Origin of the sequence: Pseudonocardia petroleophila (assembly GCF_014235185.1) — a bacterium.
Lineage (GTDB): Bacteria > Actinomycetota > Actinomycetes > Mycobacteriales > Pseudonocardiaceae > Pseudonocardia > Pseudonocardia petroleophila.
The window spans coordinates 2,114,527-2,135,810 of record NZ_CP060131.1; the positions used below are offsets into that span (position 1 = coordinate 2,114,527).

At 75.0% G+C, this 21,284-nt stretch carries 19 protein-coding genes and 1 pseudogene; 12 read left to right on the forward strand and 8 right to left on the reverse strand.

Going from position 1 to position 21,284, the window contains the following annotated elements; genetic code table 11:
* Window positions 1-83: 83 nt before the first annotated feature.
* Window positions 84-584 (forward strand): LysM peptidoglycan-binding domain-containing protein, encoded by a 501-nt coding sequence (locus tag H6H00_RS10695; protein WP_379539751.1) that lies wholly within the window; start codon window positions 84-86, stop codon window positions 582-584.
* A 13-nt stretch (window positions 585-597) separates the two neighbouring features.
* Here the strand turns inward: H6H00_RS10695 and H6H00_RS32980 are convergent.
* Together H6H00_RS32980 and moaC are read right to left on the reverse strand one after the other, a co-directional pair.
* A pseudogene (locus tag H6H00_RS32980) lies at window positions 598-1,493 on the reverse strand (molybdenum cofactor biosynthesis protein MoaE).
* Window positions 1,490-1,969, reverse strand: a complete 480-nt coding sequence (gene moaC / locus H6H00_RS10710; RefSeq protein WP_185721133.1) for a cyclic pyranopterin monophosphate synthase MoaC — start codon at window positions 1,967-1,969, stop codon at window positions 1,490-1,492. The pseudogene H6H00_RS32980 and the gene moaC overlap by 4 nt, the downstream one beginning before the upstream one ends.
* A gap of 385 nt (window positions 1,970-2,354) precedes the next feature.
* On the opposite strand from moaC, the gene H6H00_RS10715 reads away from it, so the two are divergent.
* Window positions 2,355-2,960, forward strand: a complete 606-nt coding sequence (locus H6H00_RS10715) for a LysM peptidoglycan-binding domain-containing protein (protein WP_185721134.1) — start codon at window positions 2,355-2,357, stop codon at window positions 2,958-2,960.
* Here the strand turns inward: H6H00_RS10715 and H6H00_RS10720 are convergent.
* Both H6H00_RS10720 and H6H00_RS10725 read right to left on the reverse strand, forming a co-directional pair.
* Window positions 2,942-3,538, reverse strand: coding sequence for a nucleotidyltransferase family protein (locus H6H00_RS10720; RefSeq protein ID WP_255425828.1), 597 nt, complete (start codon window positions 3,536-3,538; stop codon window positions 2,942-2,944). The two genes, H6H00_RS10715 and H6H00_RS10720, sit on opposite strands and share 19 nt — an antisense overlap.
* Window positions 3,535-3,714: a hypothetical protein gene (locus H6H00_RS10725; RefSeq protein ID WP_185721136.1), complete on the reverse strand. Its 180-nt coding sequence runs from the start codon at window positions 3,712-3,714 to the stop codon at window positions 3,535-3,537. The genes H6H00_RS10720 and H6H00_RS10725 overlap by 4 nt, the downstream gene beginning before the upstream one ends.
* A 63-nt stretch (window positions 3,715-3,777) precedes the next feature.
* Between H6H00_RS10725 and H6H00_RS10730 the strand changes: the two genes are divergently transcribed.
* Window positions 3,778-5,991 carry a helicase-associated domain-containing protein gene (locus tag H6H00_RS10730; protein WP_185721137.1) on the forward strand — a complete coding sequence of 738 codons (2,214 nt, stop codon included), beginning with the start codon at window positions 3,778-3,780 and terminating at the stop codon, window positions 5,989-5,991.
* Between the two features lie 8 nt (window positions 5,992-5,999).
* Here the strand turns inward: H6H00_RS10730 and H6H00_RS10735 are convergent, their stop codons facing one another.
* The 4 genes from H6H00_RS10735 to H6H00_RS10750 all read right to left on the reverse strand — a co-directional run bounded on the left by H6H00_RS10735 (window position 6,000) and on the right by H6H00_RS10750 (window position 11,714).
* Window positions 6,000-6,602 carry a GTP-binding protein gene (locus H6H00_RS10735; RefSeq protein WP_185721138.1) on the reverse strand — a complete coding sequence of 201 codons (603 nt, stop codon included), beginning with the start codon at window positions 6,600-6,602 and terminating at the stop codon, window positions 6,000-6,002.
* Window positions 6,583-7,191 (reverse strand): DUF742 domain-containing protein, encoded by a 609-nt coding sequence (locus H6H00_RS10740; protein ID WP_185721139.1) that lies wholly within the window; start codon window positions 7,189-7,191, stop codon window positions 6,583-6,585. The genes H6H00_RS10735 and H6H00_RS10740 overlap by 20 nt, the downstream gene beginning before the upstream one ends.
* A gap of 63 nt (window positions 7,192-7,254) precedes the next feature.
* Window positions 7,255-7,677, reverse strand: coding sequence for a roadblock/LC7 domain-containing protein (locus H6H00_RS10745; protein WP_185721140.1), 423 nt, complete (start codon window positions 7,675-7,677; stop codon window positions 7,255-7,257).
* On the reverse strand, window positions 7,674-11,714 hold the full coding sequence (locus H6H00_RS10750) for a sensor histidine kinase (protein ID WP_185721141.1): 4,041 nt from the start codon (window positions 11,712-11,714) through the stop codon (window positions 7,674-7,676). Before H6H00_RS10750 ends, H6H00_RS10745 begins: the two co-directional genes overlap by 4 nt.
* Window positions 11,715-12,146: 432 nt before the next feature.
* Between H6H00_RS10750 and H6H00_RS10755 the strand changes: the two genes are divergently transcribed.
* From H6H00_RS10755 to H6H00_RS10795, 9 genes are all read left to right on the forward strand, one after another.
* The gene (locus H6H00_RS10755; protein ID WP_185721142.1) at window positions 12,147-13,808 is read left to right on the forward strand and encodes a DNA repair helicase XPB; all 1,662 of its coding nucleotides are present in this window, start codon (window positions 12,147-12,149) and stop codon (window positions 13,806-13,808) included.
* 130 nt (window positions 13,809-13,938) lie between these two features.
* Window positions 13,939-14,184 (forward strand): hypothetical protein, encoded by a 246-nt coding sequence (locus H6H00_RS10760; RefSeq protein WP_185721143.1) that lies wholly within the window; start codon window positions 13,939-13,941, stop codon window positions 14,182-14,184.
* Window positions 14,185-14,236: 52 nt separating this feature from the next.
* Window positions 14,237-15,412, forward strand: coding sequence for a GAF domain-containing sensor histidine kinase (locus H6H00_RS10765; protein ID WP_185721144.1), 1,176 nt, complete (start codon window positions 14,237-14,239; stop codon window positions 15,410-15,412).
* A gap of 14 nt (window positions 15,413-15,426) precedes the next feature.
* Window positions 15,427-16,032, forward strand: a complete 606-nt coding sequence (locus tag H6H00_RS10770; protein WP_185722334.1) for a response regulator — start codon at window positions 15,427-15,429, stop codon at window positions 16,030-16,032.
* A 177-nt stretch (window positions 16,033-16,209) separates the two neighbouring features.
* Window positions 16,210-17,019 carry an ABC transporter ATP-binding protein gene (locus H6H00_RS10775; protein ID WP_185721145.1) on the forward strand — a complete coding sequence of 270 codons (810 nt, stop codon included), beginning with the start codon at window positions 16,210-16,212 and terminating at the stop codon, window positions 17,017-17,019.
* A complete protein-coding gene (locus H6H00_RS10780; protein WP_185721146.1) occupies window positions 17,016-17,822 on the forward strand; it encodes an ABC transporter ATP-binding protein in 807 nt (268 codons plus the stop codon). Before H6H00_RS10775 ends, H6H00_RS10780 begins: the two co-directional genes overlap by 4 nt.
* The gene (locus H6H00_RS10785) at window positions 17,819-18,697 is read left to right on the forward strand and encodes a branched-chain amino acid ABC transporter permease (protein ID WP_185721147.1); all 879 of its coding nucleotides are present in this window, start codon (window positions 17,819-17,821) and stop codon (window positions 18,695-18,697) included. Before H6H00_RS10780 ends, H6H00_RS10785 begins: the two co-directional genes overlap by 4 nt.
* Entirely contained in the window at window positions 18,690-19,901 is a 1,212-nt protein-coding gene (locus H6H00_RS10790) for a branched-chain amino acid ABC transporter permease (RefSeq protein ID WP_185721148.1), read from the forward strand. Before H6H00_RS10785 ends, H6H00_RS10790 begins: the two co-directional genes overlap by 8 nt.
* Complete coding sequence (locus H6H00_RS10795; protein ID WP_185721149.1) at window positions 19,898-21,172, forward strand: ABC transporter substrate-binding protein; 1,275 nt, start codon at window positions 19,898-19,900, stop codon at window positions 21,170-21,172. The genes H6H00_RS10790 and H6H00_RS10795 overlap by 4 nt, the downstream gene beginning before the upstream one ends.
* Window positions 21,173-21,284: the final 112 nt, after the last annotated feature.

Below are 21,284 nucleotides of genomic sequence, written 5' to 3' on the forward strand. Positions count from 1 at the left end.
GGAGAGCATTGAAAATGACTTCTCGACCTGCATTCACCACGGGCCGAAGTCTCCTGCGGCTGGCTGTCGCCGGCGCAGTTGTCGTGGGCGCCCCCCTCGCCCTCGCCGGAACCGCCAACGCCGCACCCGACTCCGACTGGGACCGCCTGGCCCAGTGCGAGAGCGGTGGCAACTGGAGCATCAACACGGGCAACGGCTACTACGGTGGCCTGCAGTTCAGCCCCACCACCTGGCGCGCCTTCGGCGGCTCCGGCATGCCGCACCAGGCCAGCCGCAGCGAGCAGATCGCCGTCGCCGAGCGCACCCTCGCCGCGCAGGGCTGGGGCGCCTGGCCCAGCTGCTCCCGCAAGCTCGGGCTCAACGGCTCCGCCGAGCCCACCCGCGTCCGCGCCTCCGCCCCCGTCGAGGCCCCGGCCGCCGCGCCGTCGTCGTCCGGCGGCGGCAACTACACCGTCCGCTCGGGCGACACGCTCTCCAAGATCGCCGCCGCGAACGGCACCACGTGGCAGCAGCTGTGGAGCCAGAACAGCGACGTGCTCAGCAACCCGAACGTGCTGCGCGTCGGTCAGTCGATCCAGGTCTGACCCCACCGACCGATCAGGTCGAGTTGACCCACTCGTCGGACCCGTCGGCGAACGCCTGGTGCTTCCAGACCGGCAGCAGGCGCTTCACCTCCTCGACGAGCTCGGCGCAGGTGTCGAACGCCTCCTTGCGGTGATCGGCGGCGACCGCGCACGCCAGCGCGACCTCGCCGATCTCCAGGCGGCCCACCCGGTGGCTCACCGCGATGGCGCGGACGCCGGTCGCCCGGGCCGCCACGTCGGCGGCCACCTGCTCCACGACGGACCCGGCCGTGGGGTGCGCGCTGTACTCCAGCCCGCGCACCGCACGGCCGCCGTCGTGGTCGCGCACGACGCCCGCGAACGTCACCACGGCGCCCGCGGCGGCGTGGTCGACCAGTGCGGCGTGCTCGGCGACGTCGAGGGGCTCCTCGCCCACCGCGGCACGTAGGACGATCGTCATGTGTGGTCGCCTCCTCTGAGCTGGTCCACGGCGTGGTCGAGCACTCCCGCGAGCACACCGAGACCGTCGCGGACTCCCCCCGTCGATCCGGGGAGGTTCACGACCAGCGTGCGGCCCGCGACACCGGTGAGGCCGCGCGAGAGCACGGCGGTCGGCACGGTCGGCGCGCCCGCGGCGCGGATCGCGTCGGCCAGCCCGGGCACCTCGTAGTCCAGGACGCCGCGGGTGACCTCCGGCGTGGCGTCGGTCGGCGAGATGCCGGTGCCGCCCGTGGTGATCACGACGTCGACGCCGTCGGCGACCGCGGCGCGCAGTGCGTCGCCGACCGGCTCCCCGTCGGGCACGACGGCGGGGTCGGGCGTGTCGTAGCCGTGTTCGCGCAGCCAGTCGGCGATCAGCGGCCCGCCGCGGTCGGCGTAGACGCCCGCCGCGGCGCGGTTGGAGGCGGTGACGACCCGGGCGCGCTTCACGAGCGGTCCTCCGGTCGGACCCAGGTGCCCGTCTTGCCGCCGTCCTTGCGCTCGACGCGGACGTGGTCGAGCACCGCGGCCGGGTCGACGGCCTTGACCATGTCGTGCAGCGCCAGCCCGGCCACGGCGACGGCCGTCAGCGCCTCCATCTCGACGCCCGTGCGGTCGGTGGTGCGCACGGTGGCGCGGATGCCGACCTCGGCACCGTCGGGCGTGAGGTCGACGACGACGCCGCTCAGCGCGATCGGGTGGCACAGCGGCACGAGGTCCGGCGTGCGCTTGGCGCCCATGATCCCGGCGATGCGGGCGGTCGCCAGCGCGTCGCCCTTGGGCAGCCCGTCGCGGCGCAGCAGGTCGACCACCTCCGCGGTGGTGCGCAGCACCCCCGTCGCCACCGCGGTCCGCGCCGTCGCCACCTTGTCGGTGACGTCGACCATCCGGGCCGCGCCGGCCTCGTCCACGTGCGTCAGCTCCACGACGCAGACCCTACGGCGCCGCCTCCGCGACGTGTCGGCCGCCACGGAACCGCCGACCCACGTGATGTGCATCACATCGGCGCAACCCTTTCCGGTGACGCACGTCGTGACTGGCGGTCGCGGTGACCTGCGCAGACGTCACCCCATCGGGTGGGCCCTGTCCAGGTTGGACGGCGAGTCGCGCGGACACGCCGTCTTGGAGTCCGCCCCAGCCGCACGTAGCGTCGCCGACGGCCGCCCGGACCCCCGATCCGGACGGCCCCCGGTGTCGCAGCGCTCCCCTGTCCGGCGACCCGGAGACCCGACCTCCTCACGGATTCCGCGTGGGACAGGAACGGACCGGCCGCTCCCCGCCCGCGTTCGTGCGCCGCGCCGGAGAAGTCCCATGGCTCGATACCGCGGCCGTCACCGTGCCCCCGCGAGGTTCGACGGCGCCGGACGGGCGATCGCCCGCACCGCGCTCGCCGGAGCCGTCGCCGGCGTCCCGCTCGTGGTCGCGGCCCCCGCCGCGAGCGCCGCGCCGGACAGCGCCTGGGACCGCCTCGCCCAGTGCGAGAGCGGTGGCCGGTGGGACATCAACACCGGCAACGGCTACCACGGCGGCCTGCAGTTCTCCCCGACCACGTGGCGCGGGTTCGGCGGCGGCGAGTTCGCCCCGGTCGCCTACCAGGCCAGCCGCGCGGAGCAGATCGTCGTCGCGGAGCGGGTGCTCGCCGTCCAGGGCTGGAACGCCTGGCCGAGCTGCTCGCGCCAGACCGGCGTGCGCGGCGAGGCGCCCTCGCAGCGCTCCGCCCCGGCCGCCGAGCCGGAGCGGGTGCGCCTGAGCGCCCCCACCACCGACGGCGGCTACGTCGTGCAGCGCGGCGACACGCTCAGCCGCATCGCGAGCGCCCAGGGCGTGGCCGGCGGCTGGCAGGCCATCGTCGAGAAGAACCCGGGCCTCGCGGCGAACCCGAACATGATCCGCGAGGGTCAGCGCCTGTCGCTCTGATCCGCGAACCGGGCGAGCGCCTCCGGGGTGTCGACGTCGTCGGGATCGGCGACGTCGCCGCACTCCACCAGCTCGACGTCGGGGTTGCCGCCCAGGTAGGCGCGGGCCCCGGCGTCACCGGTGGCCGACGCGGACACCGCGGCCCAGTGCGAGCGCCCGAGCAGCACGGGATGGGCCGGACGGCCGTCGTAGGCCGCGCGGCGCAGCGTCCGCGGCCCCACCGGCCCGGCCACGAGCCGCGCCACCGCCTCCGCGGTGACCCCGGGCAGGTCCACCAGGTGCACGAGTGCGGTGTCGGCGTCGAGGGCGGCGAGGCCCGCGCGCAGCGACGCCCCCATCCCGGAGGACCAGTCGGCGGCCTCGACCGCCCGCACACCCGCGGGCAGCACCGCGCGCACCTCGTCGGCCGCGGCGCCCAGCACCACGACCAGGGGCGCGCAGCCGCCGTCGGCGAGCACCCGCAGGGCCCGGCGGACCAGCGGCTCGCCGTCGATCCCGACGAGCGCCTTGGGCCCGCCCATCCGCCGCCCCGCACCGGCCGCGAGGAGCAGCCCGGTGACCGTCGTCCGGTCGGTCAGCGGTTGATCTCCGTGACGGGGTGCACGTAGGGCACCTCGTCGAGCGGGAACTCGACGTCGCCGAAGGGGGACAGCGAGCCCTGCACGGGGCTGGCGAGCTCGGAGACGGGGTGCTCGCCCTCCGGCAGCTCCGGCCAGGTGGGGTCGATGCGTCCTGCGGGGGCGGCCTTCGCCACGGTTCCTCCAGGTGTCGGTGGTCGACCGCCAGTATCTCCCACGGCACCGACTACCGTGGACCGGTGCCCACGCCGCTGGTCGACTGGCTGCGCGCCCAGGACGACGACACGCTCGCCCGGCTCCTCGCGCTGCGGCCCGACCTCGGGGTGCCCCCGCCCGCCGACGTCACCGTGCTCGCCACCCGCGCCGCGATCCGGGCCTCCGTCCACCGCGCCTGCGACGAGCTCGACACCGTCACCCTCGCGGTGCTCGAGGCCCTCGCCGTGGCCGACGCCGACACCGCGTCCGTGCCCCGGGCCGAGGTCGCCCGCCTCCTCGGCCCCGACGTCCCCGCCGCGGTCCTGACCGACGCCCTCGACGCGCTGCGCGCCCGCGCGATCGCCTGGGGCCCCGACAGCGAGCTCTCGGCCGTCCCCGCCGTCCGCGACGTCGTGCCGCGCCACCCCGGGGGCCTCGGGCGGCCGTCGACGGGGCCCGCCGGGTCCTCGGCCCTGCCCGACCTGCTCGCCGGCGTCGACGACGAGGAGCGGCGGGTGCTGGAGACCCTGGCCGCCGGCCCGCCGATCGGGCGCAGCCGGGCCGCGGGCGACACCCCCGTCGGTCGGCTGCTCGCCCGGGGCCTGCTGCTGCGCATCGACCCGGAGACCGTCGAGCTGCCCCGCCAGGTCGGGCTGGCCCTGCGCGGTGACCGGCCGCTGGGGTCCGTGACGGTCGTCCCGCCCGACATCGCGCCGCGCGACCGCGGCGCCGACGTCGTCGACGGCACGGCGGCCGGGGCCGCGCTGGGCGTCCTGCGGCAGGTGGAGCTGCTCCTCGCGTCGTGGGGGAGGAACCCGCCGCCCGCGCTGCGCTCCGGGGGCCTCGGCGTCCGCGAGCTGCGGCGCGCGGCGAAGGAGATGGACGTCGACGAGCCGACGGCGGCGCTGCTCGTCGAGCTGGTCGTGGCCGCCGACCTCGTCGGCAGCACCGACGGCGTGCCCGCGGAGTTCCTGCCCACCACCCACGCCGACGTGTGGCTGGCCGGCGGCCCCGAGGTGCGCTGGTCGCTGCTGGCCCGCACCTGGCTGGCGCTGCCGCGGCTGCCCGGGCTGGTGGGCCGCAAGGACGACGCCGGGCGCCCGATCAGCCCGCTGTCCGACGCCGTGCGCCGCCCACTGGCCCCGCGCGACCGCAGGCGCGTCCTCGCCGGGCTCGCCGAGCTCCCGCCGGGCACCGCCCCGTCCTCCCCGGCCGCGCTGGCCGACCTGCTCGCCTGGCGCGCCCCGCGCCGCGGCGGCCGGCTGCGTGACGAGGTCGTCGGCTGGGCGGTCACCGAGGGCACCGTGCTGGGTGTCGTCGCCCTCGACGCCCTGTCCACCCCCGGCCGCGCGGTGCTGCAGGACCCGGAGGGGATCGTCGCCGCGCTGCGGGCCGCGCTGCCCGAGCCGGTCGACCACGTGCTCCTGCAGGCCGACCTCACCGCCGTCGCGCCCGGCCCGCTCGTGCCCGAGCTGGCGCGCGAGCTCGACCTGGTGGCGGAGGTCGAGTCCGCGGGCGGGGCCACGGTGTACCGGTTCACCGAGGCCACCGTCCGCCGGGCGCTCGACGCCGGCCGCAGCGCCGCCGACCTGCACGAGCTCCTCAGGCGCCGCTCCGCCACACCCGTGCCGCAGGGCCTGACCTACCTCGTCGACGACGTCGCGCGCCGCCACGGCCGCCTGCGCGGCGGCGCGGCCGCCGCCTTCCTGCGCTCCGACGACGAGGTGCTGATCTCCGAGGTGCTCGCGCACCCCGACACGATCGGGCTGGAGCTGCGCCGGATCGCCCCGACGGTCGTCGTGAGCCCGCTGCCGCTGGTGGAGCTGCTCGACGGGCTGCGCGCCGCCGGGTTCACCCCGGCGGCGGAGGACACCGGTGGAGCGGTGCTCGACCTCGCGGTCCGCGGGCGGCGCACCACGCCCGCCCGCCGCTCACCCGAGCGCAGTCTGCCGCCGCAGCCCGATCCCGCCCAGCTCACCGCGCTGGTCTCGCGCATGCGGGCGGGCGACGCGCTGACCGGCGTGCGCCGCAGCGCCGCCAACGGCCGGTCGAGCACGCTCGACACGCTGCGCCGCGCGGCCCAGGAGAAGCTGACGGTGTGGCTCGGGTTCGTCGACGGGCACGGAGTGGCGGGCGAGCGCGTGCTCGAGCCGCTCAGCGTCGGCGGCGGCGTCGTGGAGGGCCGCGACCGCACCGACGGCGGGCTGCACCGCGTGCCGCTGCACCGGATCACCTCCATCGCGCTCGTGGAGGACTGACCCGGCGCTCAGCGTCCGGCGCGGGCGGCCATCCGGTGGGCCATCGCGTGCTCGACCAGCGAGATCAGGGCGGCCTTCGTCGACTCCCGGTTGCGGGCGTCGCAGGTGATGATCGGGACGGCCGGGTCGATGGACATCGCCTCCCGCACGTCCTCGATGCGGTGCTGCTGCAGCCCGTCGAAGCAGTTGAGGCCGACCACGTAGGGCAGCCCGCGGTCCTCGAAGAAGTCGATGGCCGCGAACGAGTCGGCCAGGCGCCGGGTGTCGACGAGGACGACCGCGCCGATCGCGCCGCGCACCAGGTCGTCCCACATGAACCAGAAGCGGTGCTGGCCCGGCGTGCCGAACAGGTAGAGGATCAGCTCCTTGTCCAGCGAGACGCGGCCGAAGTCCATGGCCACCGTCGTGGTGGTCTTGTTCGGGGTGGCGGTGAGGTCGTCGTGACCGGCGCTCGCCTCGGTCATCACGGCCTCGGTGGTGAGCGGGACGATCTCGGAGACCGAGCCCACGAACGTGGTCTTGCCGACGCCGAAGCCCCCGGCCACCACGATCTTGGCCGAGATCGTCGCCGCGGTGGCGATCGTCTGAGGCCTAGAGCCGACGGAGTCCACTCAGAACCCTTTCCATCAGGGCGAGGTCCGGCGCGCTGCCGGCACTGCTCGCGGTCTGGTGCACGGTGACGACGCCGAGGCCCGCCATGTCGCCCAGCAGCACCCGGGCGACGCCCAGGGGCAGGGAGAGGAGGGCCGCCACCTCGGCGACCGAGCGCGTGGCCTCGCACAGCTCGGCCACAGCGCGGTGTTCGACCTGCAACAGGCCCATCTGGTCGCGGCCGCGCTGGCTCGTGGAGACCAGTGTCTCGATGGCCAGGTCGAAGCCGGACTTCGTGCGTCCGCGGGTCCACGCGTAGGGCCGGACGGCGGACGCGCCGCCCCCTGCGCCGAACTGCTCGGCGTCGTTGACCCGCATGTCGATCGGCCCGGTCATCGGGCCGGGCGTGACCGGCTCGGCGGGCGGGCGTGCGGCGGGGACGGCGGAGGGGGCCGCCGCGGGGGCGGCCTGCTCGGCGTCGTCGGTGCGCTTGCGACCCCAGCGTCGACGGCGCGACGGACGCGCGCTGTCGAAGCTGAAGCCGTTCATGACGTCGGCGAAAGTCGGCTCCGAGGGTTGCCGGCGCTCGTCGTCGGGACCGGAGGTCATCGGACATCACCTGCCTTCTTCAACCGATCGTGGATGGGACGTGCCGTGCTCCAGGGCCCGGGCTCAGGGCCCGAAGGAGCCCTGCAGCTCGGCGCGCAGCTCGGGGGTCAGCAGCTGGCCGACGCGGTCGACCAGCAGGGTCATCTCGTATCCGATCAGGCCGATGTCACAGCTCGGTGACGCCAGCACGGCCAGACAGGACCCGTCGCTGATCGACATCAGCAGGACGATGCCCCGGTCCATCTCGACGACCGTCTGCACCACCCCGCCCGCGTCGAAGCAGCGGGCGGCGCCCTGCGTGAGGCTGATCAGGCCCGACGCCACCGCGGCGAGCTGGTCGGCCCGGTCGCGGGGGAGGCGGTCGGAGCTGGTGAGGAGCAGGCCGTCGGCCGAGACCACGATGGCGTGCGCGACGCCGGGGACCCGCTCCGCGAAGTTGGTGACCAGCCATCCGAACCTGCTCGGCTGTGTCTGTGGCGCTGTCACTGTCGCTCCTCGTCGTGGTTGCCGCCCGCGTTGGCGGACTCGGTGGCACCGTTGGCGTCGCCGCGGTACCTGCTCTCGCGCCCCTGACGGACACCCTGCTGGTAGCTGGCGAGCCGGCCGCGCACGCTCTCCGCACTCCGTGCGGGGGAGACGGGCGGGGCCAGCACGGCCGATCCTGCACTGCCCGGGACGAGCCGCGCGCGCGGACGGCGCTTCGGCAGCCCCGCCGCGGTGACCTCGTCCGGCCGGTCGGTGACCGGCGCGGCGTTGTTGGCCGCCAGCCAGCCCTCGTCGGCGGAGGTGGAGAACGCGGAGGCCTCGGGCCGCGCGGACAGCACCGGGGCCGGCTCGGCCGGCACGGGCGGCGCGGCCGGGGCGGGCCGCGGCTGCACCGGCGGCTGGGCCCGCACCGGCGGTGCGGCCTGGACCGGCGACGGCAGCGGAGCCGCGGGCGGGGCCGGCGGCTGCGCCGACGACGGCTGCGCGGACGGCTGCGGTGTGGACGGCTGCGGTGTGGACGGCTGGGGCGCGGACGGCAGCGGAGCCGCGGACGGCTGCACCCCCGGCGTGGGGGGCGCGACCGGCGGCGGGCCGGCGACCGGCCGGGCCGGACGGACCGGGAGCGACGGCGGCAGCGCCGCGGCCGGTCGGGGCCGGGCCTGCGGCGACGGACCCGCGGACCGGGCCTCCGCCTCCCAGTCGACCGGGAGCGGCCGGTTGGAGCGGAACCACGCCGACGCGATCTCCTCGAAGATCGGGGTGGTCTCGCCGAGCTCGAAGCCGCTGCCCTCGGGCCGGCCCGTCGGGACGGCGTCGGCCGGGGCCGCCGGGGCCTCGGTCTGCTGGGCCGGCGTGCTCGGCGCGAACAGGCCGTCGGCGGGTTCCTGGCCCGGTGCGTCCGCGAACGACGGCGCGGCGGGCGGCGCGGGCGGCATCGAGGTGGGCGGCGCCGGGGGCGTCGCCTGCCGGGACACCGGGATCGGAGCGGTCGCCGGGGCGGTCGGCTCGGCCGCGGGCGGCCGGACCGGAGACGGGCGGCGCTGCGGCAGCGCGGGCGGGGCCGGGAGATCGGCCGCGGGGTTCGCGGTCGGGGCCGTGCCGTTGCCGGTGTGCGGGGCCGCGCCGTTGCCGTTGGTGGAGCCCGCCGGAGCCGCGGCGGGCGGCTGGGCGACCGGCGGCCGGGCGGCGAAGGGCCGGCCGGTGGGGGGCTGGGGGGCGTGCGGCGGCGCGCCCTGCGGCCACGGGTTGCGCGGCATCGCCCCGTTCGCCGGGGTGCGCTCCTCGGCCGGGTGACCATCGGAGGCGGCGCCCGCCGCGACCGCACCAGCGGCGGCCGCTCCGGCGGCGGGGCCGGTGGCCGGGCCGCTGGTCGCGTCGTCGGGGGAGTCGGCGTCGTCGGAGGGGTCGGCGGGCCGGTCGTCGGACCCCGGCTCCTCGTCGGCGGCGTCGTGCGCGGCGGCGTCGTGCTCGTCCTCGTCGGGCTCGGCGAGGACGTGGCGGGCGCGGTCGGCCTCCGCGGCGGGCTGCTCGCGCGGGGCGACGATCGCGTACGCCGTGGTGGCGGTGTCGTCGTCGGTCCCGTCGAGCTGTGCGGCCGCCCCGTGATCGGCGGTGTCGACCCCGGCCGCGGCGGTGTCCGCGGCGTCCCGGTCGGCGGCGTCGTGGTCGGCGGCGTCGTGGTCGGCGCGGTCGTGGTCGGAGCCGTCACCGGTGGACCCGACGACCGGCGGCCCGGCGTCGTCGGGGCCGGGGCCGGGGCCGTCCTGGTCGGAGCGCTCCTGGCGCGACCGCTCGGCCGCGGCGAGCTGGTCCTGGCGGGCCTGCTCGGCGACCGAGGGGCCGTCCGGGTGCAGCGACGAGCCGGGCCGCCGCGTGGGCAGCGACGGCGTGGCGGCCGCCGAGCCGTTGACCGGCGGGTACCCGCCGGGGCCGGGGTCGAAGGCCGAGGCAGGCGTGGACGGGCCGTCGGTGCCCGCGACCAGGGCCGACAGCGACCGCCCGTTGCCGTTGCTGGTGCCGCGCTGCGGCGGGACGTCGAACGCGGACGGGCCGCGCCCGCCCTGCGCGACGGCGGGGACCGGCCGGGCCAGCTCGCGCTCGGTGGTGGGCACGAGCTGCGCGGGCACGGTGACCGACGCGGTGAGACCGGTGCCGGCCCCGCCCGTCGACGACGTGGACAGCTGCACCTGGATGTCGTGGCGGGCGCCGAGGCGGCCGACCACGAACAGGCCCATGCGGCGCGACGCGGAGACGTCGACCGCGGACGGGCCGCCGAGGCGCTGGTTGGCGTCGGCCAGCTCGAAGTCGATCATCCCGACGCCGCGGTCGGAGATCTCGACGAGGATGTCGCCCTCCGCGGTGCGGGTGGTGCTCATGACCACCTGCGAGTCGGGCGGGGAGAAGTTGGTGGCGTTGTCGAGCAGCTCGGCCAGCAGGTGGACGAGGTCGCTCGCGGCGCGCCCGACGATCGTGGTGGTCGGCGGGGCCTGCACGACGATGCGCTGGTACTGCTCGATCTCCGACACCGCGGCGCGCAGGACGTCGACCATCGGGACCGGCGCGATGTTGCGCTTGGCGAGGTCGGTGCCCGCGAGGACCAGCAGGTTCTCGGAGTTGCGGCGCATGCGGGTGGCGAGGTGGTCGAGCTGGAACAGGTTCGACAGCTGGTCGGGGTCCTGCTCGTTGCTCTCCAGCTGCTCGATGAGCTGCAGCTGGCGCTCGACGAGGGCCTGGCTGCGGCGGGAGAGGTTGACGAACATCGAGCTGACGTTGGTCTGCAGCGCGGCCTGGTCGGCCGCGAGGCGGATCGCCTGCCCGTGCACCGCGTCGAAGGCGCGGGCCACCTGGCCCACCTCGTCGCGGGTGTTCAGCGGCACAGGGTCGACCGTGACGTCGGGGGCGTCGCCCGCGCGCATGCTCTCGACCGCCTGCGGCAGGCGCCGCTCGGCGACGTCGAGGGCCGCGGTGCGCAGCACCCGCAGCGACCGGACCAGCGCCCGGGCGACCAGGATCGCGATCGTGATGCCGGCCAGCAGGCCGAGCATGAGGATCACGGAGTTGATGCCGGCCAGGTTGCTGGCGCGCTCCTCGGCCGCGGTGCTGCGGGCGACCATGTCGTCGCGGATCAGCGAGCCGGACTCCTGCACTGCGGCGAGCGCCGTGGCGTAGGCCGCGTCCCACTGGGCCGGGTCGACGACGACCGGCCGGTCGGGCGGGGTGGCGAGGATCTGCTGCTTGACGGTGGTCAGCGCGCCGGTGGCGTCGCCGCCGTCGAACGTGCCGAACGCGGCGAGCTGCTCCGGGGTGAGCGCGACCTGGTAGTCGCTGTAGGCCGAGGCCAGCCGGTTGTCGGCGGCGACGCTCTCCTCGCGGGCGGGGTCGAGGAGCTGGCCCGCGCGGATCGCGGCACCGAGCACCGTGTGCTGCACGGCGAGCTGCTCGCCGGCGCTGGTGGTGGCGGTGAGGGCGTCGGCCAGTCCGGCGACGTCGGGGGTGCGGAGCTGGCGCAGCAGGGCGCGCTCCAGCCCGTCGACGCGGGCGATGACCGCGCTGTAGCGGTCGACGACCTGGTCGGGGCCGGTGTTCTGGCTGGTGGCGACGTCGGTGCGCAGCGCGCCGAGCTGGCCCAGCGCCTCCTGCGTGCCGGTGAGCGCGTTGCGCGTGGTGGTGTCGAACTCGTCCGCTCCGGCGCCCGCGACGGCGTCGACCGCCTCCTGCACGTCGGCGTCGGTCTGGCCGATGCCGATGTCGAGGACGCCGCGGTCCTCGGTGCGGCCGGCGGCCACGAAGAGGGTGGCCTCGTCGCGCTCCTGGCGCAGCGCGTCGGCGGCGCCCGCGACCTGACCGCGGATCTCCAGCAGGCGGTTGCTCGTGCCCAGCGTCGCCGCGTCGCCCGCCTGGTCGGAGATGCGCAGCACACCCAGCGCGAGCGCCAGCAGCGCCGGCACCAGGCCGATGGCGATGAGCTTCCACGCCAGCGACCAGTTGCGCGGGTTGAGGCGCTCGGACCACGAGGCCCCGAGCTCGGTGGTGGTCACGTCAACGTCCCCCTGAGGATTGCCGGCGACGATCCGACGAACCTTGACACGCCGGGGTGCCCGACCGCGAGACCGAGGGAGCCGAAACGCTCTCCAGCGGCGGTGGGTGGCCGCCCGTCGGGTGCGGGGAGCAGCGTTCGGGGTGTCGGGTCGGGCATGCGCGCCTTCTGTCGTGGGCGGCCGCCGGGTCGCCGGCGTCCGCGTCGTTCCGTGCACCCGGGATGTCGGCGACACGCGCCCTCTGGGGAAGGGTGGCGGCCGCTCGGAGCGGGTATGATCGTCCTGGGACTCGTGCGTTCTCGCTGATGGTGCGCGTCGAGCATAGCCCAACCTCGGCGCCGCCCCCGTCGTCGTGACGGCCGCCGGTCGACGACCGCGCGCCGCTCACCGAGACGCCGATCACACACTCGTTCGCTCGGAGGCACACTCGCCGTGACCGATGGACCACTCATCGTCCAGTCCGACAAGACGCTCCTGCTGGAGATCGACCACGCCGACGCGGGTGCCGCCCGCGTCGCGATCGCGCCGTTCGCCGAGCTGGAGCGCGCACCCGAGCACGTCCACACCTACCGGGTCACCCCGCTCGCGCTGTGGAACGCCCGCGCGGCCGGGCACGACGCCGAGCAGGTCGTCGACGCGCTGGTGCGGTTCTCCCGCTACGCCGTGCCGCAGGCGCTGCTCGTCGACGTGGTCGACACGATGGGGCGCTACGGGCGGCTGCAGCTCGTCCAGTCGCCGGTGCACGGGCTGGTGCTCGTGGCGCTCGACCGCGCCGTGCTGGAGGAGGTCCTCCGGCAGAAGAAGATCTCGCCGCTGCTCGGTGCGCGCGTCGACGACGACACGGTGATCGTGCACCCGTCCGAGCGCGGGCACCTCAAGCAGGCGCTGCTCAAGATCGGCTGGCCCGCCGAGGACCTCGCCGGGTACGTCGACGGCGAGGCGCACCCCATCGCACTGGCCGAGGACGGCTGGAACCTGCGCGACTACCAGCGCCAGGCCGTCGAGGGCTTCTGGGCGGGCGGCTCCGGGGTCGTCGTGCTGCCCTGCGGGGCGGGCAAGACGCTGGTGGGCGCGGCCGCGATGGCGCAGGCTCAGGCCACCACGCTGATCCTGGTCACCAACACCGTCGCCGGGCGGCAGTGGAAGCGCGAGCTCATCGCCCGCACCAGCCTCACCGAGGAGGAGATCGGCGAGTACTCCGGCGAGCGCAAGGAGATCCGCCCGGTCACGATCGCCACCTACCAGGTGATCACCCGCAAGTCCAAGGGCGAGTACCGGCACCTGGAGCTGTTCGACTCCCGCGACTGGGGCCTGGTCATCTACGACGAGGTGCACCTGCTGCCCGCCCCCGTGTTCCGGATGACGGCCGACCTGCAGTCCCGGCGCCGCCTCGGGCTCACGGCCACGCTCGTCCGCGAGGACGGCCGCGAGGGCGACGTCTTCTCCCTGATCGGGCCCAAGCGCTACGACGCCCCGTGGCGCGACATCGAGCAGCAGGGCTGGATCGCCCCGGCCGACTGCGTCGAGGTCCGGGTCACCCTGACCGACGCCGAGCGCATGTCCTACGCCGTCGCGGAGGCCGAGGAGCGCTACCGGATGGCGTCCACGGCGCACACGAAGCTCGCCGTCGTGAAGTCGATCATCGCGCGGCACCCCGGCGAGCCGACGCTCGTCATCGGGGCCTACCTCGACCAGCTCGACGAGCTCGGCGAGGCGCTCGACGCCCCGGTCATCCAGGGGTCCACCCGCAACAAGGAGCGGGAGGTCCTGTTCCAGCAGTTCCGCCAGGGCGACCTGCCGGTGCTGGTGGTCAGCAAGGTCGCGAACTTCTCGATCGACCTGCCGGAGGCGAGCGTCGCGATCCAGGTGTCGGGCACCTTCGGCTCGCGGCAGGAGGAGGCCCAGCGCCTCGGCCGGCTGCTCCGGCCCAAGGGCGACGGGCGTCAGGCGCACTTCTACTCCGTGGTCTCCCGCGACACGCTCGACACCGACTACGCCGCCCACCGGCAGCGCTTCCTGGCCGAGCAGGGCTACGCCTACCGCATCGTCGACGCCGACGACCTGCTCGGCCCGGCCGTCCCCGACGTGGGGTAGCCGCACCGGACGCCCCCGTCCGGTCGCTGTGAGGTGCGGCGTGTGCACGATCAGGTACGCACATCCGGGTGTACAACCGTGCGCGCGGCGGGACGAGGGCCCACACTCTGTGCACACGAGGTGTCGGGGGGTGAACGGGTCCGTGATCGGATGGGTCGTGCTGGTCGGAGCGGCGTGGTGCGCCGCAGCGCTGGGCGTCGCGGTCACGATCGGCGGGGTGGTGCGCCTGCGCGACCGCCAGGTCCCGCCCGGCGACCCCCGCGAGCGGAGCTCCGCGCGGCGCCCGGTCGTCGGCATCCCCTCCCCGCGCCGGGCCCCGGAGTCGCTGCCCGGTGCGCTGCCCGTGGAGCGCGACCGGGAGCTGCGCGGTCGCTGACCCCTGCATGCGGGTGTGTCGTGCGGGGCGTCCGGTGTGCGATCGTCCGCGGATGCCCTCGAGTGATCGCGCCGCGGAGCGGGCCCGTGAGCAGGAGCACGCCCTCAACGCGCTCCTCGCCGAACGCGACGGCCTGCTCTCCGTGCTCGACCGCGTCCTGGCCCTGCAGGGCACGGCCCGCCTGATCCGCGACGCCGCCGGTGCCGACGCCGGGTTCGTCGCCGACCTCGACGGGCCGGGCCGGGCCGTCATCCGCTGGATCGCGGGCGGCCGCACCGACTCGCTGCAGGACCTCGCCGTGCCGATCGGGCAGGGCGTCGGCGGCCGGGTGCTCGCGGTGGGGCAGCCCGTGCGGGTCAGCGACTACGTGTCGTCGGCGACGATCACCCACCACTTCGACGGGATGGTGCGCCGCGAGGCGATGTCGGCGATGCTCGCGGTGCCCGTGCTGTCCGAGCGGGACGGCCGCGTCGACACGGTCGCCGTGGCGTACGCGGCGCTGCGCGGGCCCGGCGAGTTCGGCGACGACGCGGTGGGCGCGGTGCAGGCGATCGCCCGGGACGCGGCGCGCGCGCTGCGGCTGGCCGACCGCGCCGAGGCCGGCCGGTCCACCGCGGTGGCCGCCGAGCGCCAGCGGATGCAGGCCTCGCTGCACGACTCGGTCGGCGCGATGCTGTTCTCCATCGGGGCGCAGGTCCGCGACCTGCGCACGACGGTGCCCGACAACCCGGCCCTGAGCACGCGCCTGGGGCGGCTGGAGTCCGACGTGTCCGCCGCGTCGCTCGCGCTGCGGGAGTCGTTGCTGGCCCTGTCCGAGTCGAGCCCCGAGCGGGCGCTGCCGATCGAGCTGGCCGAGCACTGCCGCAGCTTCGAGGCCCGCACCGGCGTCCCCGCGCGGCTGGTGCAGCTCGGTGAGGTCGCCCCGCTCGACGCCGAGCGCACCGCGCTGCTGATCGGGGCGGTCCGCGAGGGCCTGCTCAACGTCGAGAAGCACGCGGGGGCGGCGACCGTCGTCGTCAGCCTGGGCATGGTCGACGGCGGGGTGCAGATCGCGGTGGCCGACGACGGGTCACCGGCCGACAGCGGTGCGGCCGACCCGGCCGACGGGGCGGGGCTCGGGATCCGGATGCTCGTCGAGCGGGCCGCGCGCCTGGACGGACGGGTCAGCCTCGTCCACGACGAGGACGGTGGCACGACGTTGCGTATGCTCCTGCCGGTGCACCGGTGAGTCCCGCGCGGGTGATGGTCGTCGACGACCACCCGGTGGTGCGCGACGGCGTCGCGCTGCTGCTGCGGGGTGAGCCGTCGCTGGTGGTGGTCGGGGCCGCGGAGAGCGGGCGCACCGCGCTGGAGCGGGCGCCGGGACTGCGGCCCGACCTGGTCCTGCTCGACCTGCGGCTGCCCGACATGCTCGCGCCGGAGGTGGTCGCGGGCCTGCGGACGGCGTGCCCGGAGGCGAAGGTCGTGGTGTTCACCGCGCACGGCGACCACCACGGGGTGCAGGCGGCGCTCGACGCGGGTGCGCACGGGGCCCTGCTCAAGGACGCCGCGGCGACCGACCTGGTCGCGGCGCTGCGCCGCGTGCTGCGGGGGGAGCGCGTGTCCGACCCGCGGATGGGCTCGGGCCCGGCCGGCAACCAGGCCGCCCTCGCCCGCAGCGGCCTCACCCGCCGCGAGTACGAGGTGCTGCGCCTCGCCGCGCAGGGCCGCACCAACCCCGAGATCGCCGAGAGCACCGGGCTCGCGCGCAACACCGTCAAGACCTACCTGCAGTCGGCCCTGCACAAGCTGGGCGCGCGCAACCGCGTCGAGGCGATCGGCAAGGCGAGCGAGGCCGGACTGCTCTGAGGAGTGTCCCCGGGTTCGTCCGGTCGCCGGATCGTGACTCTCCGGAGGTAACGGACAGTCATCTTTCCCGGACCCCTCTCCACGTGGGGGTGCCCGACGGTTGTGACGGCCCACACGATGTGCCCGCCGCTCCGACCGGGGGTGGCGGCAAGGAGGAGACGTGGTCCGGGAACAACCGTGCTGAGCACTCGCGGGCTCTCCGTCCGGTACGGACGTTCGGTGCACGCGCTGTCCGACGTCGACCTGGAGGTCCAGGCCGACGGCGTGCTGGCGGTGCTGGGCGGCAACGGCGCGGGCAAGTCGACGCTGCTGCGCGCGGTGTCGGGGACGCTGCCGCTGCACCGCGGCGCGGTGTCGGCAGGCGAGATCGAGTTCGACGGCACGCGCATCGACAAGCTCGACCCGGCGCTGATCGTGCGCGCCGGCGTCGTCGCGGTGCCGGAGGGCCGTCAGGTCTTCGCCCGCATGACGGTCGAGGAGAACCTCCGGGCCGGAGGGCTCGGCGCGCGGTCGGCGGAGGTCCGCACGGCGGCCCGCGAGCGGATCCGGACGCTGTTCCCGGTCCTCGACGAGCGGTCCGGGCAGCGCGCGGGCCTGCTGTCGGGCGGCGAGCAGCAGATGCTCGCGATCGGCCGGGCCCTGATGTCCGGCCCGAAGCTCCTGCTCCTCGACGAGCCGTCGCTGGGCCTCGCGCCGCAGATGGTCGGCCGGATCGCGCGGATCATCCGCGAGATCCACTCCCAGGGCACGGCCGTCGTGCTCGTCGAGCAGAACGCCACCATGGCGCTGCAGGTCGCCGACCACGCCGTCGTGCTCGAGGTGGGGCGCGTCGCGCTGTCCGGACCGGCCGCCGAGCTGGCCGCGAGCGACGACGTGCAGCGGCTCTACCTCGGCGGGCACGCCGAGTCGCAGGAGCAGGCCGAGGCCGAGCAGCACGAGGCGCTCGACCACCGGGCCGGCAAGACGCTGTCGAGGTGGACGGGATGACCGCCGCACCCGTCGAGCTCCGCGAGGGCGTCCGGGAGCTGGCGATCGAGGACGTGACGCTGCGCTTCGGCGGCATCACCGCGCTCGACCACGTCAGCTTCACTGTCACGCCCGGCACCGTGCACGCCCTGATCGGGCCGAACGGCGCGGGCAAGTCCAGCTGCTTCAACGTCATCAGCGGGCTGTACCGCCCCACCGAGGGCCGGGTCCGGCTCGGCGACGACGTGCTCACCGCGCTCGCACCGCACCGGCTCGCCGCGCTCGGCATCGGCCGCTCGTTCCAGAACATCGCGCTGTCGCCGGGCTCCACCGTCCGCGACAACGTCATGCTCGGCCGCCACGTCCTCACCACCGGCGGGTTCCTCTCCGGCGGTCTCGGGCTGGGTCGGCGCACCGAGCGCCGGCACATCGCGCGCGTCGAGGAGATCTGCGACTTCCTCGGCGTGGCCGAGCGGCTGGACTCCCCGGTCGGGTCCCTGCCCTACGGCATCGCGAAGCGGGTCGACATCGCCCGCGCCCTCGCCGTCGAACCCACCCTGCTGCTGCTCGACGAGCCCGCGGCCGGCCTGGACGCCACGGAGACCGCCGAGATGGCGGTCACCATCCGCGACCTGCGCGACGCGCTCGGCATCTCGGTGCTGCTCGTCGAGCACGACATGGGCCTGGTCATGGGCATCGCCGACCGCGTCACCGTCCTGGACTTCGGGAAGCTCATCGCCGACGGGCTCCCGGCCGAGGTCCAGGCCGATCCCGATGTCATCCGCGCCTACCTGGGCACCGAGGCCGAGGAGGCCGCGGAATGAACACCTTCCTGCAACTGCTGGTCAACGGGCTGGGCAAGGGCGCGGTCTATGCGCTCCTCGCGCTCGGCTTCGTGATCATCTTCAAGGCCACCGAGGTGGTCAACTTCGCGCACGGGTCGCTGGTGCTGATCGGCGGCTACCTGGTCTACGAGCTCAAGGACAGCCTCGGCTGGGTCCTCGCGGCCGTGATCGGGATCGTCGGGGCGGCGCTGGCCGCGCTGCTCATCGAGCGGGTGCTGCTGCGCAACGCGCGCAGTGCCGACCACAACAGCCTCGCGCTGCTCACGATCGGCATCGACGTGATCATCACCGAGGAGGTCGTGCGCCGGGTCGGCGCCGACATCCCGTTCATCGGTGACCCCTACGACTCGCAGCCGATCCAGATCGGCGACCTCACGGTCTTCCGCACGCAGGCGATCGCGCTGGTCGTCGGCGCGGTGCTGATCGCGGCGTTCCTGCTGACCTTCCGCTACTCCAACTGGGGCGTCGCGATGCGCGCGCAGGCGGAGAACCGGGAGGCCGCTGCGCTCATGGGCATCAACAGCTCCCGGGTGACGGCCACGGCGTGGCTGGTCGCCGGTGCGCTCGCCGGGGTCGCGGTGCTGTTCATGGCCACCCAGGACTTCTCCGGGGCCGGGCTGGGCCGCGGCACGCACGCGATCGCCCTGATCGCGTTCCCGGCCGCGATCCTCGGCGGCCTCGACTCCACCGAGGGCGCCGTCGTCGGCGGGATCGTCGTCGGGCTCACCGAGGCGCTGTCGGCGCAGTACATCTCCTTCGAGTTCTCCAAGAGCGCGGTCTTCCTCGTGATGCTGGTGGTGCTGGTGATCAGACCGAGCGGGTTGTTCGGCACGAAGGAGCTCAGTCGTGTCTGAGACGCTCACCCCGCCCGCCACCCCCACCACGACGCCCCCTCCCGCGCCGGCGAGCACGCCGGGCCGGAACTGGCTCAAGATCGTCGCCACCGCGGTGTTCCTCGTCGTGCTCCTGCTGCTGCCGGTGATCGTCGGCAACGGGGGAGTGGCCTACCTCAAGCTCGCGCAGTACATCCTCATCGGCGCCGTCGGCGGGATCGGCCTGACGCTGCTGGTCGGGCAGGCCGGGCAGCTGTCGCTGGCCCACCCGTTCTTCCTGCTCGTCGGCGCCGTCGGCTACGCGGTGCTGGCCGGCGACCCCGAGGAGTCCGACGACCTCGTCGGTCTCGGGCTGCCGCCGCTGGTCGCCGTCATCGGCGCGATCGTGCTCTGCGGGCTCGTCGGGCTGGCGTTCGCGCCGGTGGCCGGGCGGCTGCGCGGCATCTACCTCGGCGTCGCGTCGCTGTCGCTGGTGTTCCTCGGGCTCTGGCTGGGCCAGTCGCTCGACATGTTCTCCGGCGGCACCTCCAGCGGCCGCAACGCGCCGGTGTTCGCGCTGTTCGGCTTCGAGTTCGCCAACTCCACCCCCGCGCCGACGATCGCCGGCGTCGCGATCCAGAAGCAGCAGCGGCTCTGGTACCTGTTCCTGGCGTTCGCCCTGATGAGCTACTTCCTGGCCCGCGGCGCGGTGAACAGCCGCATCGGCCGCTCGTGGCGCGCGGTGCGCGACAACGAGGCCGCAGCCACCTCGATGGGCGTCCACGTCACCCGGGTGAAGGCGGGCGCGTTCGTCATCTCCTCGGCGTTCGCCGGCCTCGCGGGCGTCATGACCGCGCTGTGGCTGGACCTGGTCAAGCCCGACGAGAACGAGTTCACCGGCACCTACTCCCTGACGGTGGCGATCGCGTTCCTCGCGGTCGTGATCATCGGCGGGCTCGGCTCGGTGCCCGGCGCGGTCGTCGGCGCGACGCTCGTGTTCGGCCTGCAGCAGTTCTTCCTGCTCGGCTCCCAGCAGTTCGGCTGGTTCGCCGACGCCCAGTTCGGCGGGTTCAGCGCCGTGGTCGTGAGCGCGTTCGTCTACGGCTCCGCGATCGTGCTGGTCATCCTGTTCGAACCCGGCGGCATGGCCGCCATCGGCAGGCGGCTGCTGGGCCGCCGCCGCTCCCCAGATGTCCCGTCCACCGACGATGGCGGACGGACCACCCCCCGAGAGGATCGATCATGATCGCAGCGCGTAGAGCCGGGCGGTCGGCGCTGATCGCCGGCGCACTGGCCAGCTCACTCCTGCTCGCCGCGTGCGGCAGCACGGCCGACACCGCGGGCGGCACCGAGGGTGCCGGCGGCGTGATCACCGACAAGGGCGTCACCGACACCACGATCACGCTCGGGATCATGGGCGACACCAGCGGCGTGTTCAAGAACCTCGGCGCCGGCCTCAACGCCGGCAACCAGCTGTGGGCCGACGACGTCAACGCCGCGGGCGGCATCTGCGGCCGCCAGGTCGAGATCGAGGTCGTCGACCACGGCTACAAGGCCGACGTCGCGAAGACCCTGTACCCGCAGCTCGAGCCGAACGTCCTCGGCATGGTGCAGCTGCTGGGCTCCCCGGTGCTCGCCGCGCTGGAGCCGAACCTCATCGAGGACGACATGCTGGCGGCGCCGGCGTCGTGGTCCTCGGAGGTGCTCGACAACCCGGGCATCATGATGATCGGCACCACCTACGACCTGGAGGTCGTCAACGGCCTGGCCTACCTGCAGCAGCAGGGCCTGATCGCCGACGGCGACACCATCGGTCACATCTACATCGACGGCGAGTACGGCGGCAACGGGCTCAAGGGCTCGCAGTACTACGCCGAGCAGCACGGCCTCACGATCAACGAGGCCAAGGTGACCTCGACCGACAACGACCTCACCGGCATCGTCACCGGCATGCGCGGCGCGGGCGTCAAGGCCATCGTGCTCACCACGACCCCGGGCCAGACCGCGTCGGCGCTGGCCGCCAACCAGGCGCTCGGGCTCAACGTCCCGGTGCTCGGCAACAACCCGACGTTCGACCCGGCGCTGCTGGACACCCCGGCCGCGTCGGCCCTGGGCAACCTCTACGTCTCGGCGTCCAACGCGCCGTTCTCCTCGCCGAACCCCAAGGCCGTCGAGGTCACCACGGAGTTCAAGGCGGCGTACCCGGACGCCCCGCGCAACGCGGGCATCACCACCGGCTACACCGAGGGCCTGGTGTGGCAGAACGTGCTCGAGGCGGCGTGCGAGGCCGGTGACCTCAGCCGGGCGGGCGTCAAGACCGCGCTCACCACGCTGACCTCGGTCGACACCGAGGGCCTCGTCGACGTGCTCGACTACAGCTCGCCGGGCGCGCCCCCCACGCGCGGCGTCTACATCGCGCAGGTCGACGGCTCCGTCGAGGGTGGGCTGCGCGAGGTCGCGCCGCTGTTCACCTCGCCGGAGGCCGAGTCCTACGTGGCTCCGTTCCAGGAGAGCTGACCCGCTCGACCGACGGGCCCCGGGGTACGCACCCCCGGGGCCCGTCGGCGTTCCCGGGGTCGGGATCGGGGTCGTCCCCGAGGTCCGGGGTCCCGCCCGGCGGCACGCTGGG